The 18,811-nt window shown below is 42.1% G+C and carries 16 protein-coding genes; 10 read left to right on the forward strand and 6 right to left on the reverse strand.

Translation table 11 applies throughout. From position 1 onward, the window contains the following. Positions 1-128 precede the first annotated feature (128 nt). The 8 genes from LEP1GSC050_RS05040 (at position 129) to LEP1GSC050_RS05080 (ending at position 10,045) form a co-directional block, all read left to right on the forward strand. A complete protein-coding gene (locus tag LEP1GSC050_RS05040; RefSeq protein WP_232225656.1) occupies positions 129-497 on the forward strand; it encodes a LexA family protein in 369 nt (122 codons plus the stop codon). Between the two features lie 236 nt (positions 498-733). Further along, positions 734-1,783: a helix-turn-helix domain-containing protein gene (locus tag LEP1GSC050_RS05045; protein WP_010568295.1), complete on the forward strand. Its 1,050-nt coding sequence runs from the start codon at positions 734-736 to the stop codon at positions 1,781-1,783. Positions 1,784-1,947: 164 nt separating this feature from the next. After that, positions 1,948-3,057: a sensor histidine kinase gene (locus LEP1GSC050_RS05050; RefSeq protein ID WP_010568294.1), complete on the forward strand. Its 1,110-nt coding sequence runs from the start codon at positions 1,948-1,950 to the stop codon at positions 3,055-3,057. Positions 3,058-3,084: 27 nt separating this feature from the next. Then, the gene (locus tag LEP1GSC050_RS05055) at positions 3,085-3,957 is read left to right on the forward strand and encodes a helix-turn-helix domain-containing protein (RefSeq protein WP_020987087.1); all 873 of its coding nucleotides are present in this window, start codon (positions 3,085-3,087) and stop codon (positions 3,955-3,957) included. A gap of 95 nt (positions 3,958-4,052) precedes the next feature. Beyond that, positions 4,053-4,496, forward strand: a complete 444-nt coding sequence (locus LEP1GSC050_RS05060) for a DoxX family protein (RefSeq protein ID WP_010568292.1) — start codon at positions 4,053-4,055, stop codon at positions 4,494-4,496. Positions 4,497-4,753: 257 nt separating this feature from the next. After that, positions 4,754-5,125, forward strand: coding sequence for a hypothetical protein (locus LEP1GSC050_RS05065; RefSeq protein ID WP_010568291.1), 372 nt, complete (start codon positions 4,754-4,756; stop codon positions 5,123-5,125). A 329-nt stretch (positions 5,126-5,454) separates the two neighbouring features. After that, on the forward strand, positions 5,455-6,453 hold the full coding sequence (locus tag LEP1GSC050_RS05070; protein WP_010568290.1) for an efflux RND transporter periplasmic adaptor subunit: 999 nt from the start codon (positions 5,455-5,457) through the stop codon (positions 6,451-6,453). 265 nt (positions 6,454-6,718) lie between these two features. Continuing rightward, on the forward strand, positions 6,719-10,045 hold the full coding sequence (locus tag LEP1GSC050_RS05080; protein WP_010568288.1) for an efflux RND transporter permease subunit: 3,327 nt from the start codon (positions 6,719-6,721) through the stop codon (positions 10,043-10,045). Between the two features lie 185 nt (positions 10,046-10,230). Here LEP1GSC050_RS05080 and LEP1GSC050_RS05085 read toward each other — a convergent pair whose 3' ends face one another. From LEP1GSC050_RS05085 to LEP1GSC050_RS05105, 5 genes are all read right to left on the reverse strand, one after another. Continuing rightward, complete coding sequence (locus tag LEP1GSC050_RS05085) at positions 10,231-11,034, reverse strand: SDR family oxidoreductase (RefSeq protein WP_010568287.1); 804 nt, start codon at positions 11,032-11,034, stop codon at positions 10,231-10,233. Positions 11,035-11,130: 96 nt separating this feature from the next. Next, positions 11,131-11,442 carry a hypothetical protein gene (locus LEP1GSC050_RS05090; protein WP_010568286.1) on the reverse strand — a complete coding sequence of 104 codons (312 nt, stop codon included), beginning with the start codon at positions 11,440-11,442 and terminating at the stop codon, positions 11,131-11,133. Between the two features lie 210 nt (positions 11,443-11,652). Next, a complete protein-coding gene (locus LEP1GSC050_RS05095) occupies positions 11,653-12,645 on the reverse strand; it encodes a catalase family protein (RefSeq protein ID WP_010568285.1) in 993 nt (330 codons plus the stop codon). Positions 12,646-12,895: 250 nt separating this feature from the next. Continuing rightward, positions 12,896-14,140 (reverse strand): M48 family metallopeptidase, encoded by a 1,245-nt coding sequence (locus LEP1GSC050_RS05100; protein ID WP_020987099.1) that lies wholly within the window; start codon positions 14,138-14,140, stop codon positions 12,896-12,898. 214 nt (positions 14,141-14,354) lie between these two features. Continuing rightward, positions 14,355-15,455 carry an MBL fold metallo-hydrolase gene (locus LEP1GSC050_RS05105; protein ID WP_010568282.1) on the reverse strand — a complete coding sequence of 367 codons (1,101 nt, stop codon included), beginning with the start codon at positions 15,453-15,455 and terminating at the stop codon, positions 14,355-14,357. Positions 15,456-15,518: 63 nt separating this feature from the next. Between LEP1GSC050_RS05105 and LEP1GSC050_RS05110 the strand changes: the two genes are divergently transcribed. Together LEP1GSC050_RS05110 and LEP1GSC050_RS05115 are read left to right on the forward strand one after the other, a co-directional pair. Then, complete coding sequence (locus LEP1GSC050_RS05110) at positions 15,519-16,220, forward strand: Crp/Fnr family transcriptional regulator (protein ID WP_010568281.1); 702 nt, start codon at positions 15,519-15,521, stop codon at positions 16,218-16,220. A 174-nt stretch (positions 16,221-16,394) separates the two neighbouring features. Further along, positions 16,395-17,012, forward strand: coding sequence for an SOS response-associated peptidase (locus LEP1GSC050_RS05115; protein WP_010568280.1), 618 nt, complete (start codon positions 16,395-16,397; stop codon positions 17,010-17,012). A 395-nt stretch (positions 17,013-17,407) separates the two neighbouring features. Here LEP1GSC050_RS05115 and LEP1GSC050_RS05120 read toward each other — a convergent pair whose 3' ends face one another. Then, complete coding sequence (locus tag LEP1GSC050_RS05120; protein ID WP_010568279.1) at positions 17,408-18,595, reverse strand: MFS transporter; 1,188 nt, start codon at positions 18,593-18,595, stop codon at positions 17,408-17,410. Positions 18,596-18,811: the final 216 nt, after the last annotated feature.

Consider the following 18,811-nt stretch of genomic DNA (forward strand, 5'->3'; position numbering starts at 1 on the left):
TTTCGGGGACCTCCTTCCTGATTTATTTCGAAATTTCCGCGAAAATCTCTTGAAAAGAGGAAAAACAACTATATATATGTTTACTTATGATCAATATAGTTTATTCGGAAGGAAATTGTTGGATCCCTGTGCTAAAAACGACTCTTTATGCGGGATATCCTGCAGACGGTCCGGAGGAGCAAGGCAGTAAACTCGATTTATTGAGTTTCTCCGAATCGGATATCGGAAGAAAAATCTTCGCAACGGTGAAGGGGGATGCTTGGGTAGATTTCGGAATTCAAGATAAGGACCGATTATTGATCGATCGGAATAAAGAAGCGAAAGACGGGTCCATTGTCATAGTATATAGCAAAGGGGAGTATCTTCTTAGAGCCGTATCAAAAATTCTAGATCAAATCTTTATAAACGAACCCGGCGAAAATCCTTCTTGCATTTCTTTAGAATTAAGCGGACTCAGAATTTTAGGAGTCGTTACGGGGGTCATTCATTGGGTGTGAGTTTGCGATCAATTTGAAAGAAAGAGACAAGAGGAAGTATTCGCATTACAATCCGAAATGTTGATCGAATCCGTTTATACGAAGAAGGGCAGTATTGCCGATCGCGTTAAAACATATTCAAAAAAGGTAATCGATATCTTTTTACGTCGAATTCGAGTCTTAGATTTTTCGGATTTTCAAAATCGTCCCGCAATTCTTTGGTTGAAAATCCTGATATAACATTTTAATCGGTTACAATGCCCGATTTATTGACAGATATCGCTTTTTTGAAGACCGTGTCTGTTGCGCAGCTATCCTTTCTCATTCTGAATTTTCTGGTTAGGCTTAAAGGGTCTCTTCAGGGAGTTTTAGGCAGCTTGTTTTGCGTTAGTTTAATCGCTTATTTTATCTGTCCTCTCTTGGATAATGAGAAACTGAATCCGATACTATTCTATGCGATTCACATCGGTTGTTTTTCTGTAACGACTTTTTTCTATTTGTTCGTTTCGAGTATGTTTTCGGATGCCTTTCGCTTAAAACTTTGGCACGGGGCGCTCTTTATTTTTATTAATTCGCTTTGTTTTTATATTTTCATAGTTTCCGATATTAGGAACGATTCCTCTCCGATTTCCAAAATCCTTTTTAGCCTACCTCAACTTTTCTATCTCGGGATCGTTCTACTCGCGCTAGGACAGGTTTTAAAAGATAAAAATATAGATTTAATGGAATCCAGGCGTGAATTCAGAGTGAGCTTCGTCTGGATCGCAGGAATATATTGTATATTTGTAATACTCATGGAGGTTGTTACCAAAAACTTAAGCTACTCGGTGGTTTGCGACTTTGTGAATTCCTTTTTTATCACTATACTCATTTTCTTTTTTTCTTATAAACTCTTCGATTTTAGGGAGAACATCTTTCTTATTCCTAAAAACCAATCGCTCGAAGAGGGGATCGACGAAAATCTTCTGGAAAAGTTGCTTCTTTTAATGGATAGGGAACGAATCTTTCTGCAGGAAAATCTGACTATTTTGAATCTTTCTCGGAAGTTGAACGCACATGAAAAGAAAGTTAGAAGATTAATCAATAAAGGTTTAGGTTACAGAAATTTCAACGAATTCTTAAACCACTATAGAATTCGGGAAGCCGCAAAGATTCTAGTCGATCCTTCAAAGAAGGAAGCACAGGTGCTAAGAATCGCTATGGACCTGGGATACGGATCGCTTGCACCTTTCAACCGCGCATTTAAAGAAATGATGGGAGTTACTCCCTCCGATTTTAGAAAACGAAAAATGACGGAAAAAAACTGATCGAATCCTGATTTAGTCGTTTGAAGGAGAAACTTTTTATCCGAGCGTCGAAGTATTTTCGAGTCGAACCAGAGTTTTCTATAAATATATTTACAAATTAGTCCGTTTTATATTAAAATACTTTTCGCTTATCAGCGACCCCACTTATAAAATATGTATGCCGTATGCTCTTTAAAAAAATAGCGATTATTTACGAGGATAAGGACTATCTAACAAAACGAAAAGCGTTGCATATATTTATACTCAACGCTTTCACTTTGATTCTAAGTACGTTTGCCAGTATTCTTTACATAAGTAAGGGAGTTCGCCCCGGTTATATAATTATCATTTTATCTTCGATCGTTTCGATATTTTTGATTTTTACCAAGAGATTCAATTCGGCTGTAAACGTGAATTTAATCGCCGGGCTTTTTTCCGTAACCGCGGGATGGTTTTTCGGGGCTAAGGACGGAAATTTTATCTTTTCCATATCCACCTTAATCATAGTATTTCTATATTTATCGAATATTAGAAATACTATATTAGTTTCGATATATTGTCTGGGGCTTTTGATTTTTAAAGGTTGGGTGTCGGGCAACACGGATAAAGTCGGTATCATATATTTTTCCGACACTATAGTAATGTATTCTCTCTTCGCCCTTATTTCGATTTTGACCGTTCGAGTGATTAAGGTATATTCCGACGAAAAAGATATCCTAATTAAGGAAATTCATCATAGAGTTAGAAACAACCTGCAAATACTTTCCGGTTTGATAGAGGTTCAAAAAACCGAATTGGATTCGGAATTAGTGCATCACTTTACTGAAATCCAAAATAGAATTTTTGCAATTTCGAAAGTGCATAACTACGTGTATAAATCGGGAAGTTATCTTAAGGTGGACTGCAAAGTGGTCTTTCATGAGATCATTTCCAATCTTATATCCGTATTTTCCTCGGATATACCTCCTCCTCGCGTCGAAGAGAAAATTCAAAACATTAATTTATCGGTGGAAGATGCGATTCCTCTTGCCTTAATTCTGAACGAGATTCTATTAAATTTCATTCAGACTCATCAAGATTCGACTATCGTAGTCGAATTAGAGCACCTGGACCATTCCTATCATTTGCGTATTTATGATTCAAGCATAAGAAATCAGGAAACTTGGGAGATTCACAATAGGATCGGACATACCTTGATTCATTTATTTGTTCGCCAGTTAAAGGGAAATTTAAAGACGGATATCAGCGGCCAAGGTACTTCCGTTCAACTTGATTTTTCTAGAAATGTAACCTAACCTTCGAGACGATCGATGAGGAATCCGATGAAAGCCGATCGAAGTTCGATATCAACGATTCGATTGACCGATATTTATCGGGATTCTAATATTCCATTCTTGCAGGTTAATCGGCTCCAGAATTTACCTTCTGATTTTGTCGAATATTATAGCGGTCATCGGCACGATTATTTTGCAGTGTTCTTTTTTTTAAAAGGGATGGGCAATCATAGGATCGATTTTGTGGATTATAAGATCGAGGACAATTCGCTTTTCTTCATACGGCCGGGGCAGGTCCATTCTTGGAGGTTTGATTCTCCGGTTATCGGGTATGCATTAAAATTCTCACCCGAGTTCTTTACTAGAAATTCCGCGGTGCGTTCCGCAATTTTCAGTTTCCCTTTTTTCAAATCCGGAACTTCCCGTTCGAAGATACAATTTCGGGAATCCGGAACGTTAGCTCGAGATTTCGATCGCTTACTCATGGAACGGGAAAACGGATCGGATGAAGGAATTCTGTTCGCGCTGACTCAACTCATTTTGCTTGAGATTAAGCGGGAATACGAATTTGGATGGGAAGCTTCCGATGCCACCTTCGAACTTATTTCAGAGTTCGAACAAATTCTGGAACAGAATTTTATTCGGGAAAGATCGACCTTATTTTATGCGAGGCGACTTGGCGTATCCGCCTCCGCTCTAAATTCAGCTTGTAAGAATAGACTCGGGATTAATGCAAAGTCCGTAATTAACGAAAGGATTATATTGGAAATCAAACGTTTATTAGTTCATTCCGTCAATAGCATATCGGAGATTTCTAGGGAAGTTAATTTCTCCGACAACGCTTACTTAAGCCGTTTCTTTCGTGCGCAAGCGGGGGTTTCTCCCGAACGTTATCGGGAAGAAAATCGAAAAGTGCAATAACTTTCGTATTTCGTCCATTTACTTTCACAGTCGGTTCGCATACTATACTTCATATTCGACGGAGGATCTTTGATCGCCGTATTTAGGAGATAAGAATGCTTGAGATACTTTTAGCTACCGAAGCGAATTTTGCTATAACGGTTCTTAGGATAATATTGGGAGTAGTAATGTTGCCGCACGGTCTTCAAAAACTGTTCGGTTGGATGGGCGGCTACGGATTTACTTCGACCATCAATTTTTTTGCGTCCGAAGGAATTCCTTCCCTCATCGGCTTTTTGATCATAGTTGTGGAATCGTTCGGAGCTTTGGCATTGATACTCGGATTGTGTACAAGATTGTCCGCACTCGGCATTGGTATTGTGATGATAGGGGCTGCATTCTTCCAAAGGAAAAACGGTTTTTTCATGAATTGGTTCGGAAATCAAGCTGGGGAAGGATTTGAATACCATGTCTTAGCTATCGGAATCGCGTTTGCGTTAGTGATTTTGGGTGGTGGATCGGCTTCAATGGATCGCCTCCTTCAGGATCGATTCAAGTAACGCGATTTAAATCGATTCGAAAACTTTTTGTAACCTATTCACATTTTGGGAGAGATTCCAAATTTGGAAACTACTGGATAGGTTACTCGGTTTATAATGAGAGTAAAAGTTTTTAACGTGAATTACTATCGATTCGAAACTTTTTGCAGTATGTCTTTCCGCTTAGTTTTAAATAGAAGAAATCAAAAATTTTTCCGAATTAGAGCATCTTTTGAAAAAGGGTTGCTTGCTTAAAGGTCGTTCAGAAAGTAGAAATTGTGAAATTCGTCTGGTTAAAGAGATCGCTTATTTCGGTTCTTATCGCGCTTATCATGCTGCCGATGGAACAGGATGGGTTGATAGATTTATCTGCACTCGGATTCGATCGCGCCGAATCTCCGTATATTATCGGGATAGCGGCGCCCACTCATAAAAATGCTGCTCAGGTAATCTCCAACGAAGATTCTAGGCATTTAGCCATTTCGTTTAGAAGTAGATATGACTTCATGGATTACTTCTATGAAGTTTTTGCAGAATCCGAGAGATTCAAGGTCTTCTTTCATTCGAACGAAATATCTTTTACGACATACTACTATACTCGTCTTATTTCCGTTCTCTTACTCAGTATCCCTCCTCCAAATCTCACCTAACTTTAGTTGATTTAATGCTGAATATCCGGCCGGCGTAGCTTTATTCCTGCGGCGAAGACTGCGCTTCGTCTCGGTATGGGCAATTCGTCTACTCTTATGGTGCGCGAAAACTCGGATGCTTGCATTCGGGGAGGACTTTTCATAAGAACGGATTCGAATCCGATTTCATGACCGGACAAGTCGCGTCATGCCGGTATAGTGCATTAAAAAATTTCATATTCACGAGGGATCTGAACGTGATGCCTCCATTTCGAGATCGGAATAAAAAGCCGATTTTTATCCGCCGCTTATTCTCAACGAACTAAGTAGCGAGGAGTTTTGATTATAGAATGAACGTGCTTTTTAGAACTAGAGCGCGATTGATCGTGTTTTTAGCAGGACTCGCGTTTTTGCTAACCTTCACGACACTTTTAACAAGGAAAACAAAAAACGCACCGAATCCATTTCCTGAGAAGCCTAGCGTTTCTGCGGGCGGATCAAAAATCGAATTCCAGGAGGGAAGTCCCGGTCTTGAAATGATCAAGATTGTGGAGATTGATAGGAACGGAAATTTCATAAACGTTCATTCTCCTGCAAGGCTGATAGCTTCAACGGCTGCCTCTGTGTCGGGCAGCGATTCTCTCGTGGTATTCGAATCGCCCGAAATTCAAGAATTATATCGGCGATACCTTCGTTCCAAGAATGTCTTGAATTATTCGAATAAGAATCCGAAACGAATCCGTGATACGTTTCAGCATAAAGTCGCTGACAAGAAGGATTTAATGGAACCGGAAAGCGACGTAGAGAATGCTCCCGCTGAACTCGCGGAGTTTGAAGGTAAGCTGAGGGCCTTAGGATTAAATCCTTCGATGTTGAGTGAAGCAAGATCGAATGTTGCCTGGATTGTCGGCGATGTTCCTGAATCACAACTTCATAATTTAAAGAACGGAACCGATGTCGAACTGAAATTCTCCTCGTTCCCGAATGAGGTTTGGCGGGGGAAGGCGGAGGCATTGGGGGATAATGTGGATCCGATTACGAGAACGGTTAAGGTGAGAATTACAATCGTCAATGCGGATCGAAAGCTCAAGCCCGGAATGTACGCAACGGTAAAGTTTCCGGAAAGTTTAAATTCGGGCACAATCATACTTCCTGCTATCGCCGCGGTATCAGTGGAAGGAAAAACCTACGTATTCTTAGAGGGAAAGCCTGGAGAGTTTTTCCGGCGGGAAGTTGCCCTAGGAATTTCCAACGAGGACGTTGTGAGCGTTCTCGAAGGCTTGGCAAAAGGGGAACGAGTCGTCGTCGACGGAGCGATTCTCTTGAAAGGATTAAGTTTCGGTTTTTGAAGATGCTGGAAATATATTTCGAAGATCTTGCCGTTTCTTACCTCCGTAGCGATAAGTCGCAGATGCCAATCGGCATGCGTGGGAATTTAGACTATTTCGAATATGAGATAGAATATTCAAAATATATTAATTATATATATATAATTAATATATTAGTTTTATTTATTACGAGCATGTCGCAGATATGCCGTTTATTCAGGGAAATAGGTCAGTTCATATTCCGTTCGGAAAAGTTCTCGGCTGCTTATTGCGAGGTTTATCTCGGATGAAAATTATCAATAGTATTATAGAAACGGCATTAAAGAATAGAATATTCACCTTGGTGGCCGGCAGCGTTGCTTTATTAGTCGGAATTTGGTCTTGGATAGATATTCGTAAGGAAGCTTATTCCGATATCGCCGATACGCAAGTTCGAGTAGTCGCAAAATTTCCGGGAAAGGCGACGTTGGAAGTGGAAGAAAGGGTCACGATGCCTATCGAAAGAGTATTGCATTCCACCCCGAACGTAATCGTTCGGCGTTCGAGGACGATTAACGGACTCGTCGTGTTCCAGTTCGTTTTCGAAGAAGGAACCGACGATTACTTTGCCAGGATGCGATTGATGGAAAAGGTTCGGGACGCAGTGATTCCGGACGAAGTCACTCCGACATTGGCTCCGATGAGTTCTCCTGTAGGTGAGGTTTATCGATACGTCGTGGAGTCGACGAGCGGTAATCACACTCCGATGGAGCTTAGAAGCATTCAGGACTGGATTGTGATTCCTAAGATGCTCCAAGTTTCCGGAATAGCCGACGTAGTAACTTTCGGAGGATTACCGAAGCAATTTCATATCGTGATGAACCCGGAAAATTTGATTCGATACCAAGCCACCGTTACCGATGTGATCGAGGCCGTACAAAGTAATAACTTGAATACGGGCGGAAATTTTCTTCTGCAAGGGGAACAGTCGCTACCGATTCGATCCTTGGGCGCCATTCGAGATATCAGTCAAATCGAGGATATCGTAGTTAAAAATCTAAACGGAGTACCGGTTTTCGTAAAGAATATCGGAACTGTGGAAATCGCTCCTCCTATTCCAAGCGGGGTCCTTGGTTACACCATTCAAAACGATCAAGAAGGATTGATCGATGTCGATTCGGCGGTCCAAGGTTTGGTCGCAATGCGTCGTTGGGTGGAGCCGAATGCTTTCCTCGATAGAGTTCGTACGAAGGTGAAGGAGATTAACGAAAAGTACATGCCCGCCGGGACGCGATTGCGTACGACCTACGATCGAGGAGATCTAGTTCAATACACGTTACGTACGGTAGGTACTACGTTATTGGAAGGGATTGCCGTCGTTAGTCTGGTCGTTATCTTCTTTGTAGGAAGTATTCGTGCCTCTGTCGTTGTCGTCGCCACTATTCCGTTCGCTCTTTTGTTCTCGTTTACGATGATGAATTCTTCCGGAATCTCAGCTAGCCTTCTGTCCTTGGGCGCCGTTGATTTCGGCATCGTTGTGGATAGTGCTGTAGTGATGGTGGAGAATATCATGAGGCGTTATAAGAACGCCACACCGCAGGAAAAGCAAAAAGGAATCATTCGATTTACTTTGGAAAGCGCCTCCGAAGTCGGAACTGAAATTCTTTTTGCGATTCTGATCATTATCCTAGCATACCTTCCCATATTTTCGTTCGAACGAATCGAAGGTCGCCTTTTTAAGCCGATGGCCTTCACATTATCCTTTGCGATTTTCGGAGCATTACTCTTTACGATGACCGTTGTTCCGGTCTTAATGTCCTTCTTCTATCGGAGGTATTTCGAATCTTCGAATCCGGGCCCGATCGAATGGCATAATCCGATTTATCATTGGATTGAAACTCAGTATGAAAGAATCGTTCATTATCTGGTTGATAGATCTAGACGAGTTGTCGCCATCGCATTTTCCGCCGTCACTGGACTCCTGGTCGTCGGATTCATTTCTCTTGGAACGGAGTTTCTGCCCTCGTTGGACGAAGGCGGCTTCACTCTTCGACTTTATTTTCCCGTAGGGATTTCATTGCCTGAAGCGAAGAAGTTCATCCCGAACGTCCGAAAGATAATTTATAAAAATGAAATGGTGGACACCATCTTATCTCAGTACGGTAGGAACGACGATGGAACGGATCCGCTACCTCCGAACCGATTGGAAGTTTATATCGGATTAAAAGATTATAAAGCTTGGAAAGAGAAGATTACCAAGGAGCAGCTCTTGCTCCGTTTACGAAACGATCTTGAAGAGGGACTACCCGGAGTAAGAGTCAGCTTTTCGCAACCGATCATGGACAATCTTTCCGAGGCAATCATGGGGACAATTGCCGACTTGGCGGTATTCGTTTCGGGACAGGATATGAAAGTGATGCGGAATCTATCGGATCAGATTTTAAAGATAGTTTCCGAAATGAAGGGTGCAAGCGAATACGGGATAGAGCAGGAAGGCCCCGCGCCGCAGCTAGTGATTCGAATTCGAAGGGATGTCGCTGCTCGATACGGCATCAATGTTAGCGATATTCAACAAGTGATAGAAGCCGCCGTCGGGATGGAACCTATCAGTAATCTATACGAAGGTCCGATGGATGATCCGCCTAAAGAAAGAGCTCTGTACGGGATTGTGGTTCGATTCACTAAGGATTATCGGGAATCGGCCAGGGAGATAGCGAGAATTCCCATCATTTCTCCAAGGGGGGAAAGAATTCCACTTTCCGAACTCGCAGACATCACTCAGGAAGATTCACCAACCATGATTTTCCGTCAGGACGGTAAGCGAACGATTACGGTTCGATTGAATGTGAGAGGACGCGATCAGGGCGGTTTTGTTTCCGAACTTCAAAAAAGAGTAAAGAAAGAAGTTCATTTTCCTGACGGTTACGAAGTGAAATACGGTGGGCAGTACGAGAACTTGGCAAGGGTCGGGAAGCAACTCGCAATCGTAATTCCTTTAACGATAGGGATTATTTTCGGACTATTGTATTTACTCTATCGGGATCTTCGGTCGGTGTTCGTTGCACTTTCCTGTATTCCTCTCTCCCTTATCGGCGGAATCTACGCGTTATTAGCGAGAGGATATTACTTCAACGTGTCCGCGGGAGTGGGTTTTATTTCCCTTTTCGGAATCGCTACGATGGCGGGAATTCTATTCGTATCCAAGGCCAATCATTACTTGCAAGGTAAAATACCCGGTACGCCAAAAATGAATGTACGTGAAGCCTCGGTCGCTTCTGCAGTCAGCCAGCTTCGACCTCGTTTGATGACTATGTTATTGGCATTGCTCGGTTTAATTCCAGCGACGATGGCTACCGGAGTAGGTTCCGATGTTCAAAGACCCCTGGCTACGGTAATGGTGGGCGGATTGACCTCTGCATTGCTTTTGGTGTTAACCGTCATGCCGAGTTTGTATATCCTAATCATGGAAAAAAGGGAAGAAAAGAACCAACCTCCTGAATCGAATTCACTCGTTCTTCATCCGTCATCTTATGATGTTGAGAGCGATAATGATGATGAAGAAAAGCCGAAACATAAGTTAAAAGCAGGTAAGGGTTCTCAACAAACTCGAAAGAATGATCGAGCAAGACGTTAAGAAATTGCTTAATTTACGAGGATAGAAACGGTTTCCTTGAAAATCTGATTGGACGCGCATGTGACGACAGATTCGGATCGGAAGCGTCGACTCGGATTGATTCTTGTGAAAGTACCCGGTACGTATCAGACTGATCGGGTACTTTAGGTTATTTATAGTTCTTACCGTTTCGATAAGTAGCAGGGTCAGGTCACTTTAGCTTTGGCAATAAAGCGGGCAAAAAGAGTCGGAAAAAATTTGTGCAACCAAACTCCGAAATTTTCCCGTGGGCCTGCTATGATGACTTCCAGTTTTTCGCCTGCAATCGCACTCAGTATCCGTCTTGCACATTCGTTCGGGTCGATTCCGTTTGAAATCACCTGATCCATTTTACCTTGTTTTTTCCCGTCTCCTTTCAAAGCATTATTTGAAATTTGCGTTTTGACGAACCCGGGATAGACTAAAGTGATTTTGATTTTTTCGTTTGCGTTTTCCGCTCTCAAAGCTTCAAAAAAACCGGTCAACGCGGCTTTCGTGGCGGAGTAGCCGGTTCTCAAAGGAACTCCGAATAATCCAGCTACACTTGAAATCGAAGAAATCCAACCGGTGCGACGTTCCCGCATAAACGGGAGCACCGCGAGAGTCAGTGCGATATTGCCGAAATAATTTACGTTCATAAGAGACTCGTAGGTTTTGACCGAAGTTTCGTGAGCAAAAGACCGCTGGCTGATTCCTCCGTTATTGATCAAGACGTCGATTTGGCCGAATTTCTTGATTACTTTTGACGGAAAGTTATTTAAAGTATTATAATTTTCTAAATCTAAGGGGAGGATTAGGCAATTCGAATCGTTCAATTTATTTTCTGCCTTGACTCTCTTAAGTTCCTTTTCTCTCCGGGCTGAAAGGACGATTTTTGCTCCTTGAGAGGAAAGTTCCTGAACGATGGCTTCCCCGATGCCGGAAGACGCCCCCGTAATCCAAACTACCTTATCTTTATAGAATGAGTTCATTTCTTCTCCTTTAAAACGGGTGCGCAGTTTTCTTTAATCGAGTCCGAATAATATGAAATCGTCCGATGATCGCCAGAGGATTCCGGTAGGCTAAAATTATCTTTCTCCGAATTTGTTCATTAGTCGAGAGATCAACTCACCTGTGGCTGCGTCGGACGAAATTCCGTAACCATCCACAAGAATTCCTCTATGGGAAGATTTGGATGACGAAATTGCATACACGATGGCCTCGTCTGCCGGATCAGTGCTGCCTTCAAATCGATAGAATTTATCCACTTTGAAATTTTGAGGAGAAGTATAAATCTCGCTGTCTCTCCGATGCATATTCCATAAAAGATTAAAGTCTTCGGAATAGCCTTCCGCTTTCAGGCCTGTGATCGCGTCGGAGATAGTTTCGTAAGAATGCATGAGGTTTCCTTTTCAATAAAGATTCCTTCTTCCGAAATGCGTCGCATCGTGAGGAGAAGGAATCTAGGGTATCAAGTATCGCAATTTTAGCAGAATTAATCCTTTAGTTCAACCGAAAAGACTAACTCTTCGAAGATTTATCGAAACTCGTCCTCTTAATCTCTATAAAGTGTCGCTTATGCTCGAATGTTCATTGCCGCAAAACATTTCTTAAACGGCTCCTCTTCCTTTTTGGCTTGTTAAATAAACATATTTTCGAGCACGCATCACGTCTCCCAATGGGCGATGTTCTAACAGAGCTTCCCACGGATCAAAAATGGTTTCTTCCACTTTTGTTTGGAATGAAATCGCTTCCTGGCTGCCGAATTCTTGCTGAGGAATAGTTAGTCGAGCAACGGTTACGTAGGGTGCTTCCGATTCCGCCCAATTCTTGGACGCGTCCTCAATCGGAGTACTTGTTTCATCCGCGAAGAATTGGACTTGAAAAGAATAAACAAGGGGCTCTTGGGTTAGGCGTGTCTTCATGTCGAGGCCCCAATGATTTGAAGCATCCTTGGCGGGCATTTGATTTTCGGGTGGTAGAAGGCGAACCCGCACCGCATACGGACCCCATGAGATCGGTGCGGCGCTATAGAATGGTTCAGTGGCGAATCCGCTAAACGGTTTGTTAAACGTAGCCGCCGCCTTTCGGATTCTAGAAATCGCCCCTAAAAATCCGTATGTCGTAAAAAGATATTTTAGAAGTGCACCGCCACCCTTTGCCACCGCCGTTACTAAGCCGACAAATTCGTCGCTCTTCGGCGATGAGAATGTTTCCAAATTAATGAGTAAAAAGTCCTGGGCAGTTACATTTCCGTTTCCTAATGCTCCGGGTGAGTTGAGACCGAGCACTTTAATCGCAAAACCGCGAATATCCCCTTTAGAGTCGGGTTGGATTTTCATACTTCCGCTGGAAAGACGAATCAATGATTCATAGGTTCCGAATTTAGCAAAAAGTCCTTGCTTTGCATGCTCGGGCAAATCCGGAAGAACTTCTAATTTGGCCTTCATTCCCAATAGTTGGTTGCGGTGTAAAGTCCTCCCTTTCCCGAACAGCTTCGAATTTTCCTGCTGAATAGATTGGAACTGCTTCGCATATCCCGTAAATCGCGTTTCTTCATCCGCCGCGATATCCTCTTTCCAATTCACACTTGCAGGTTTCATCGATTTTCCCCCGGACAACTTGCTTATAAGGACCTTAGTCGTAAGTCAATATAGAATAATTAATGTATGAAGAAAACAAAATATTTTCGGACTATTTTTTCGCTTGTTCAGAACTAGTGAGGTAGGTACTGCGGATTTTTTTCCGCAGTAAAGTGCTATTTGAAAAAAGTCATCGAAATACTCGGCATCATATATCTGGTAAAAGAAGAATTTTAGAAATTGCTAAAATTCTATTCCGGATATGTACATATTAAGGCGCTGAATATTTCTCGGCCATGTCGATTCGTTCCAGCGTCGTCGGATGAGAGTGGTTGTAGATCACTTCCCATCGATTCGGATTGAGTCTTGATTTATTATCCTTTGCTAATTTTTGTTCCGCGCCAATGAAGGCTTTCTTATCGTTGGTCAGAATCAAGGCTTCCATATCCGCCTCAGCTTCCTGCATCCTGCTAAACGTGCTCCAGGCAGGCTTGGTAATCGTACCGATTAAGGATAAGATCAAAAAAAGAAAGGGTAGGGTGGAAGGCGAATAAAACTCCTTCAAGGGAATTTTTCCTTCCCGTTTCGTTTTCAAAAATATAAAACTGACGATAAAGCAAAGCGCTAGCGTTTCCAAAGTGCTGATGGCGATATCCTTAATTTGATGATTATGAGTCCAATGTCCTATCTCATGTCCTAATACGCTGATCACTTCCTCCTCGGTATGATTCTTGATCAAGGTATCGTATAAGAAGATTTTGCGATTGGACCCCCAGCCGGTAAAGTAAGCATTCGTATGTCCGGAGTACTTGCTTTCATTAATCACATAAACTTCCGAAACTTCGATCTTTGCGCGGTCGCATAGCTGGACAATTTTATGCTTCAAATTTCCTTCTTCGATCGGATGATATTCGTAAAAAAGAGGAGTGATTAAAATCGGAAATAAAACGGAGAATAATAGTCCTAAAATGAGAGCGCCCAACGGTATGAGATATTTCCAGACATTTTGGAACTTTCTCAGAATATACGCGGCGCCCAAGCCGATCAATGTCATAATTACGATTCCGATTGCGAGGGATTTGCCGGTAAAGATAATCCAATCGGAAATCGTCATTGCGGAAAATCCGAATTCGTGCTCCAATACGTATCCAAAGTAAAAATTAAACGGCAATTCGACTAAGAACTTTGCAAAACTCAAAATCAGTAAAAACAACGCCACCGACAGATAAAATCTATCGTTAGTTTTTCTTAGTAAATAGTTTTCTAGTTTGACCGAGAGAGGCGTGAATACGATCAAACCGGCCAATGTAAAATCGAGTAAATCGGAAGCGAGCGAAGCAAAGAAACCTCTCCGTTCATATTCGATCCCGTTTTGAATATCTTCTTCCGTAAAATATTTTAAAATACTTTCATGTATTTCCGGCGAAGTGTCGCCCATATAAGAAATAAATCTCAAAAGGATCGTGAATGCCAGTTGAGCAAAATACAAAATTAATATAACATTTCGAATCGACATATTCTAGTCCCGGCTCCTTGATGCGAAGTAAGACTGCTAGACGGTATATACGGGTCAACAAGAATTAAATTCGACTCCCGATGTCGGCATTACAGCCTCAAAAAAGTATTACTAGACATCGATTACATAAACGAGGAGATTCGATTTCCCTAGTTTCATACGAAAGAGATCGTATGAATCGGATTCGAGAATCCAATCTCCTCGTTTAAAAATATTAACGCCGACCGTTATGCGACGAATCTCCGGCTAGTAAAGAGATCGGATTCTTCCCTTCCCATTGCGTCGGCTCATGCCCGTAAATTACTTTTATTTTCGGAAATGCTTTAGAAAAAGAATTCAATTTTCGTAACGCTGCGATGCTATCTTTACGGTCTACCGTCGCGCCGGGAGGAATCGTTTTTTCGAAACCTACTTTTAGATGAGATGCGTCGAATGTGAAGAGCAAAGGTTCATTTGGAGTATTTAGAAGTACGGCTATCTCTCCCTTGGTATGTCCGAATGCGGGAATTATCCAAACCGAGCCGTCTCCGAATAAATCCAAAACCTTCCCTAAAATCGGCATTTCATAATAGTTTTGATCGGGTAGAACGGAGCCTTCAAAATCGATCGATAGAGCTTTAGGAGCATATCCGTGAAAAATTGCGAACGGTTTGCCGGCGTCCTCAGCCTCTTCCTTTGATAAGAGAATTCGAATCGGCCCTCTTTTTCGCAGCGATTCCATTCCTCCAATATGGTCCCAGTGCAAATGGGAGACGATTACGAAAAGAATATCCTCATTAGGAATATTCATCTTTGTTAATCTGCTACCTATGTCCGATCCTTTTTCGGATTTGCAAGGAATGTTATAGAATGATCCGATTAGGCTAAAATCGCATTTGCCTTCTTGGTTTACGGCAGGGACTCCGGAATCCATGAGGAATTTACCGAACTTAGGATGTTGAACTAGATAACTAAGCGAAGGAACCCATTGTTCTTTTTTTTCCGATACGGGAGTATTAGGGTCCTCCGCGTCGATTAGAATGGACGGTCCCGTTAAAACATAACCGGTATGGATTGCGGTGACATTCAATTTTGTCGAACTCGAAAAAACTTCTTTCCAATCGGAAAAACGATTATTTCTTTCCTCGGGCTTTTTCCAATCTTGAAAATCCTTACGTAAAGGAGGACCTAGGAAACATCCTCCTACTATTAAAGCGCTAAAGAGTAACGGAATTCCTATCATTATTCCTCGTATACGTTTACCTAACATCATTACCTCCGGGATCGGCGCCGTATCGGGAGTCGATCCATTGATTCGAAGAATAAGTGAAAGCATTCAATTGTGCTGGAACTTTTGTTCCAGTTTCCGTCTTATTCTTAGAAAAGAGGAAGGAATTCCGTGGATTTTTCTGAAAAAGTTTTAAAAGCGATTCAGCTGAGTTTTTTTTCCAGAATTAAAAGAGAGTCGTACGAGCCTTTATTCAAACAAGGCAGAATCGTAAAATTTTCCGCCGGAGAAGTCATACATCAAGCATTCGAAGAAGCTACTTATGCCGGGTTGGTTCTTTCGGGGTTTTTTAGATTGTATCTTTCGTCTCCTTCCGGCAGGCAGACAACGGTTCGCTATGCGAGAGCCGGAGAGGTGATGGGTTTAGTCGGAGCGCTTGCCAACCGAGGAACCATAAAAGAATCGGATGATACTTATGTACAAGCGTTAAGCGACTCCGAAGTATTCGCGATTTCGTTTCGTGATCTTAGGGAATATGGAAGACGCTCTCCCGAATTATCTTGGATATTTGCCGAAGAATGCGCTTCAAGAGTCTACTCTGTGCTTCGTGAGCTATACGGGCTTGCCTTTACGAGCGTAAAAGAACGATTGGCACGTCAGCTACTTTTGACAGCTGTCAGTCAATCGGAACATCCCTTTTTATCGGTAAAAATGTCGCAGCAGGATTTGGCGGATTCCATAGGAACGGTGCGGGAGGTCGTAGTACGTGAATTGCGGGCATTGAAGGTAGCAGGTTTGGTTTCCTCGACAGGAAGTAAAATCGAGATTTTAAATCCCGAAGCATTGCTGGAACTTTTCGAAAAAGCCGATTAAGCTTCCGTTATGGGATTATCGAAGACTTATCGAATATTTCGGTCGATTGGATCGCATTATAGAAATCGGAAGATTAAACCTAACAACAGATATATGATTTTTACATCTTTTGGCTTAGTCAAACTTATCCGAAAATCGGTTGATTTTCCTCCTTTCTTCATTAAAAATTAATCAATGTGCGATTCGTATAGTATCAATACATCGGCCGATGAAATCATTTCTGAATTTGAAATCAGTAGCGAGCAAGAGACGATCGGAGAAAAATACAGATTGAATCGAAGCGTTGGACCCGGAGATATCGCTCCCGTTTTAATTGCAAAAGGAGAAGATCGCATTCTCCGGAATTATAAATGGGGGATCTGGAACAGTAAGAGCCAAAAATATGAAACGATCGCTCGAATTGAAAGTATTAAGACTTCTCCACTATGGAAAGATGCGATCAAGGATAAGGATTCTCGATGCATTATTCCCGCTAGCTCCTTTTTCGAATGGAAAGTCATTTCAGAGGAAGAGAAGGTCAGCGTTGAAATTTTTCATAAGTCCGAGGAATTATTTGCGTTTGCAGGTATACACATGCATTACCATGAAAACGGTAAAGTAATACCTGGATTTGCAATTATTACCGTTCCGGCGTCTTTGGAAATGACTCCGGTAGGAGATCACCAACCTGGAACGATTGCAAAGGACGACTTCGACGCTTGGTTGGAAGGTAACGCAGACCCGATTTCGTTGATTCGAAGTGAACGGGGAATAACTTTCGAAATAAAGAGTAGAATCGGCTCCGACTCCTGATTCTTGAAATTAAGTATATTATTATTATTTAATATAAAAGTCGGTCCACTTTCTAAAGCGGATTCGGATCGTTTTTGCTCATCGTTTAATCAAGGAAGATAATTGATTTTAACGGGAAACGGATCGGAGAGATATTAGTTCCGTCAAACGAATATCTTAATAATTGAGAGTTTTTACGGCAAAGAGAGTCCAGAAGACTCCGGCTGCAACATAAGATTCCCTTTTTCCTTTTCCTTCGCTTTATGTTCCTACTCAACTTTGAATGATAGGGACGATTCAATAAGCCCTTTAAACCGTAATCTGAAATTTCAATTCCATGAGGAAAGAAATATTTTCCGATTCGAAACCGATTTTAATAAAGAAAAAAGGTTCCGGCTCTAGAACAATCGATTAGGCTACTGGGGTTTCCGTTTCATATCTTCGATTTTAACCGAAGTAAGGTAAAGTAGAACAAGAATCGTAACTAAAGACGAAACTATGAAGACCGTAGGCGCGCCGAAGACGTACCATAGGAATCCGGCAAACGAACTAGCAAGTAGAGCTGCGAGACTATTGAGTCCGGCAAACGTTCCGATTGCGGTAGCTGAGTCGTTAGAACTAGTGATGTTCGTAATCAATGCCTTCGTGATTCCTTCCGTAGACGCGGCATAAATACCGTAGATGAAAAATAATAGATAGAAGAGTTCCTTTTTCTCCGCAAAGGCCATTCCGAAATAGACTATACTGAACAAACCCAGACCCAGTAGTAGAATCCGTCTTAATCCTATTTTGTCCGAAAGTATTCCGATCGGAAAGGATGCGATCGCGTAGATTAGATTATAGAAAATATAAACCGCAATCACTTCCAAATCCGTAAACCCTTTACTCTTAACCATCATCAGTAAAAATACGTCGGAACTATTCACTAATGCGAAAATGAGTAACGCGATCGACAAACGTCGGTATGAGATTGGACTCTCCTTCCAGTAGTTCAAAAACGAGAAGAACCCCGTCGGCTTTATCGTAGGGGAAGTGGAGACCTTCTTTTTTTCTTTTAGAAATCGGGAAATAATTACGGCGATAAAACCGGGAATAATCGCCCAGTAGAAAAGCGATGAATAATCTTCAGGGAAAAAATGCAGATAGATAATGGCGCAGATAGGACCTATCACGGCGCCAAGAGTATCCATAGAACGATGAAATCCGAAAACGGTTCCTTTCGTCTCGGGAGTCGCCTCATCGGATAATAAAGCATCTCGAGCGCCGGTCCGTAATCCTTTTCCGAATCGATCCAATGTTCTCGCGGAGAAGATCCATACAGGGAACGTTAGTAGCGCCATCATCGGTTTGGAAAGCGCGCTTAAAAAATATCCCCATTGTACGAATGGGACCCTTCTACCGCTAGCATCCGAAAGATTTCCGAAATATCCCTTGCTCAATCCCGCCGTCGCTTCGGCGAAACCTTCTAAGATTCCGATCAATAAAACTGAAAATCCTATGCTCTTTAAATATAAAGGCAGTATCGGATACAGCATTTCGCTGGCGATATCCGTGAATAAACTGATGAACGAGAGAACCCAAATAGATTTTGTAATTGCTTTCATAGTGATAGGGTAATGCGCGTCTTACCCGTCGATTTCCTTACTGGGGATTTCGTTTCGAACTGCTTTGCTTCTGCTAAAAATTGCAGGAAGATTCAACTAAGAACGGAAGCTTCCGAAAGGAAAGTCGTTTTTTATGAAATTCCTCGCATTTAAGGATTACGTCGAATAGTTTCGACTAGAATAAGGCATGAACCCGCAAGATAGGCGAATTTGTTC

Origin of the sequence: Leptospira broomii serovar Hurstbridge str. 5399 (genome assembly GCF_000243715.2) — a bacterium.
GTDB lineage: Bacteria > Spirochaetota > Leptospiria > Leptospirales > Leptospiraceae > Leptospira_B > Leptospira_B broomii.

Coding starts and splice junctions, on each gene's coding strand:
- LEP1GSC050_RS05045 (WP_010568295.1), top strand. CDS start 734: ATGCCCGATTTATTGACAGATATCGCTTTTTTGAAGACCGTGTCTGTT.
- LEP1GSC050_RS05050 (WP_010568294.1), top strand. CDS start 1,948: ATGCTCTTTAAAAAAATAGCGATTATTTACGAGGATAAGGACTATCTA.
- LEP1GSC050_RS05055 (WP_020987087.1), top strand. CDS start 3,085: ATGAAAGCCGATCGAAGTTCGATATCAACGATTCGATTGACCGATATT.
- LEP1GSC050_RS05060 (WP_010568292.1), top strand. CDS start 4,053: ATGCTTGAGATACTTTTAGCTACCGAAGCGAATTTTGCTATAACGGTT.
- LEP1GSC050_RS05070 (WP_010568290.1), top strand. CDS start 5,455: ATGAACGTGCTTTTTAGAACTAGAGCGCGATTGATCGTGTTTTTAGCA.
- LEP1GSC050_RS05080 (WP_010568288.1), top strand. CDS start 6,719: ATGAAAATTATCAATAGTATTATAGAAACGGCATTAAAGAATAGAATA.
- LEP1GSC050_RS05085 (WP_010568287.1), bottom strand. CDS start 11,034: ATGAACTCATTCTATAAAGATAAGGTAGTTTGGATTACGGGGGCGTCT.
- LEP1GSC050_RS05090 (WP_010568286.1), bottom strand. CDS start 11,442: ATGCATTCTTACGAAACTATCTCCGACGCGATCACAGGCCTGAAAGCG.
- LEP1GSC050_RS05095 (WP_010568285.1), bottom strand. CDS start 12,645: ATGAAACCTGCAAGTGTGAATTGGAAAGAGGATATCGCGGCGGATGAA.
- LEP1GSC050_RS05100 (WP_020987099.1), bottom strand. CDS start 14,140: ATGTCGATTCGAAATGTTATATTAATTTTGTATTTTGCTCAACTGGCA.
- LEP1GSC050_RS05105 (WP_010568282.1), bottom strand. CDS start 15,455: ATGCTTTCACTTATTCTTCGAATCAATGGATCGACTCCCGATACGGCG.
- LEP1GSC050_RS05115 (WP_010568280.1), top strand. CDS start 16,395: ATGTGCGATTCGTATAGTATCAATACATCGGCCGATGAAATCATTTCT.
- LEP1GSC050_RS05120 (WP_010568279.1), bottom strand. CDS start 18,595: ATGAAAGCAATTACAAAATCTATTTGGGTTCTCTCGTTCATCAGTTTA.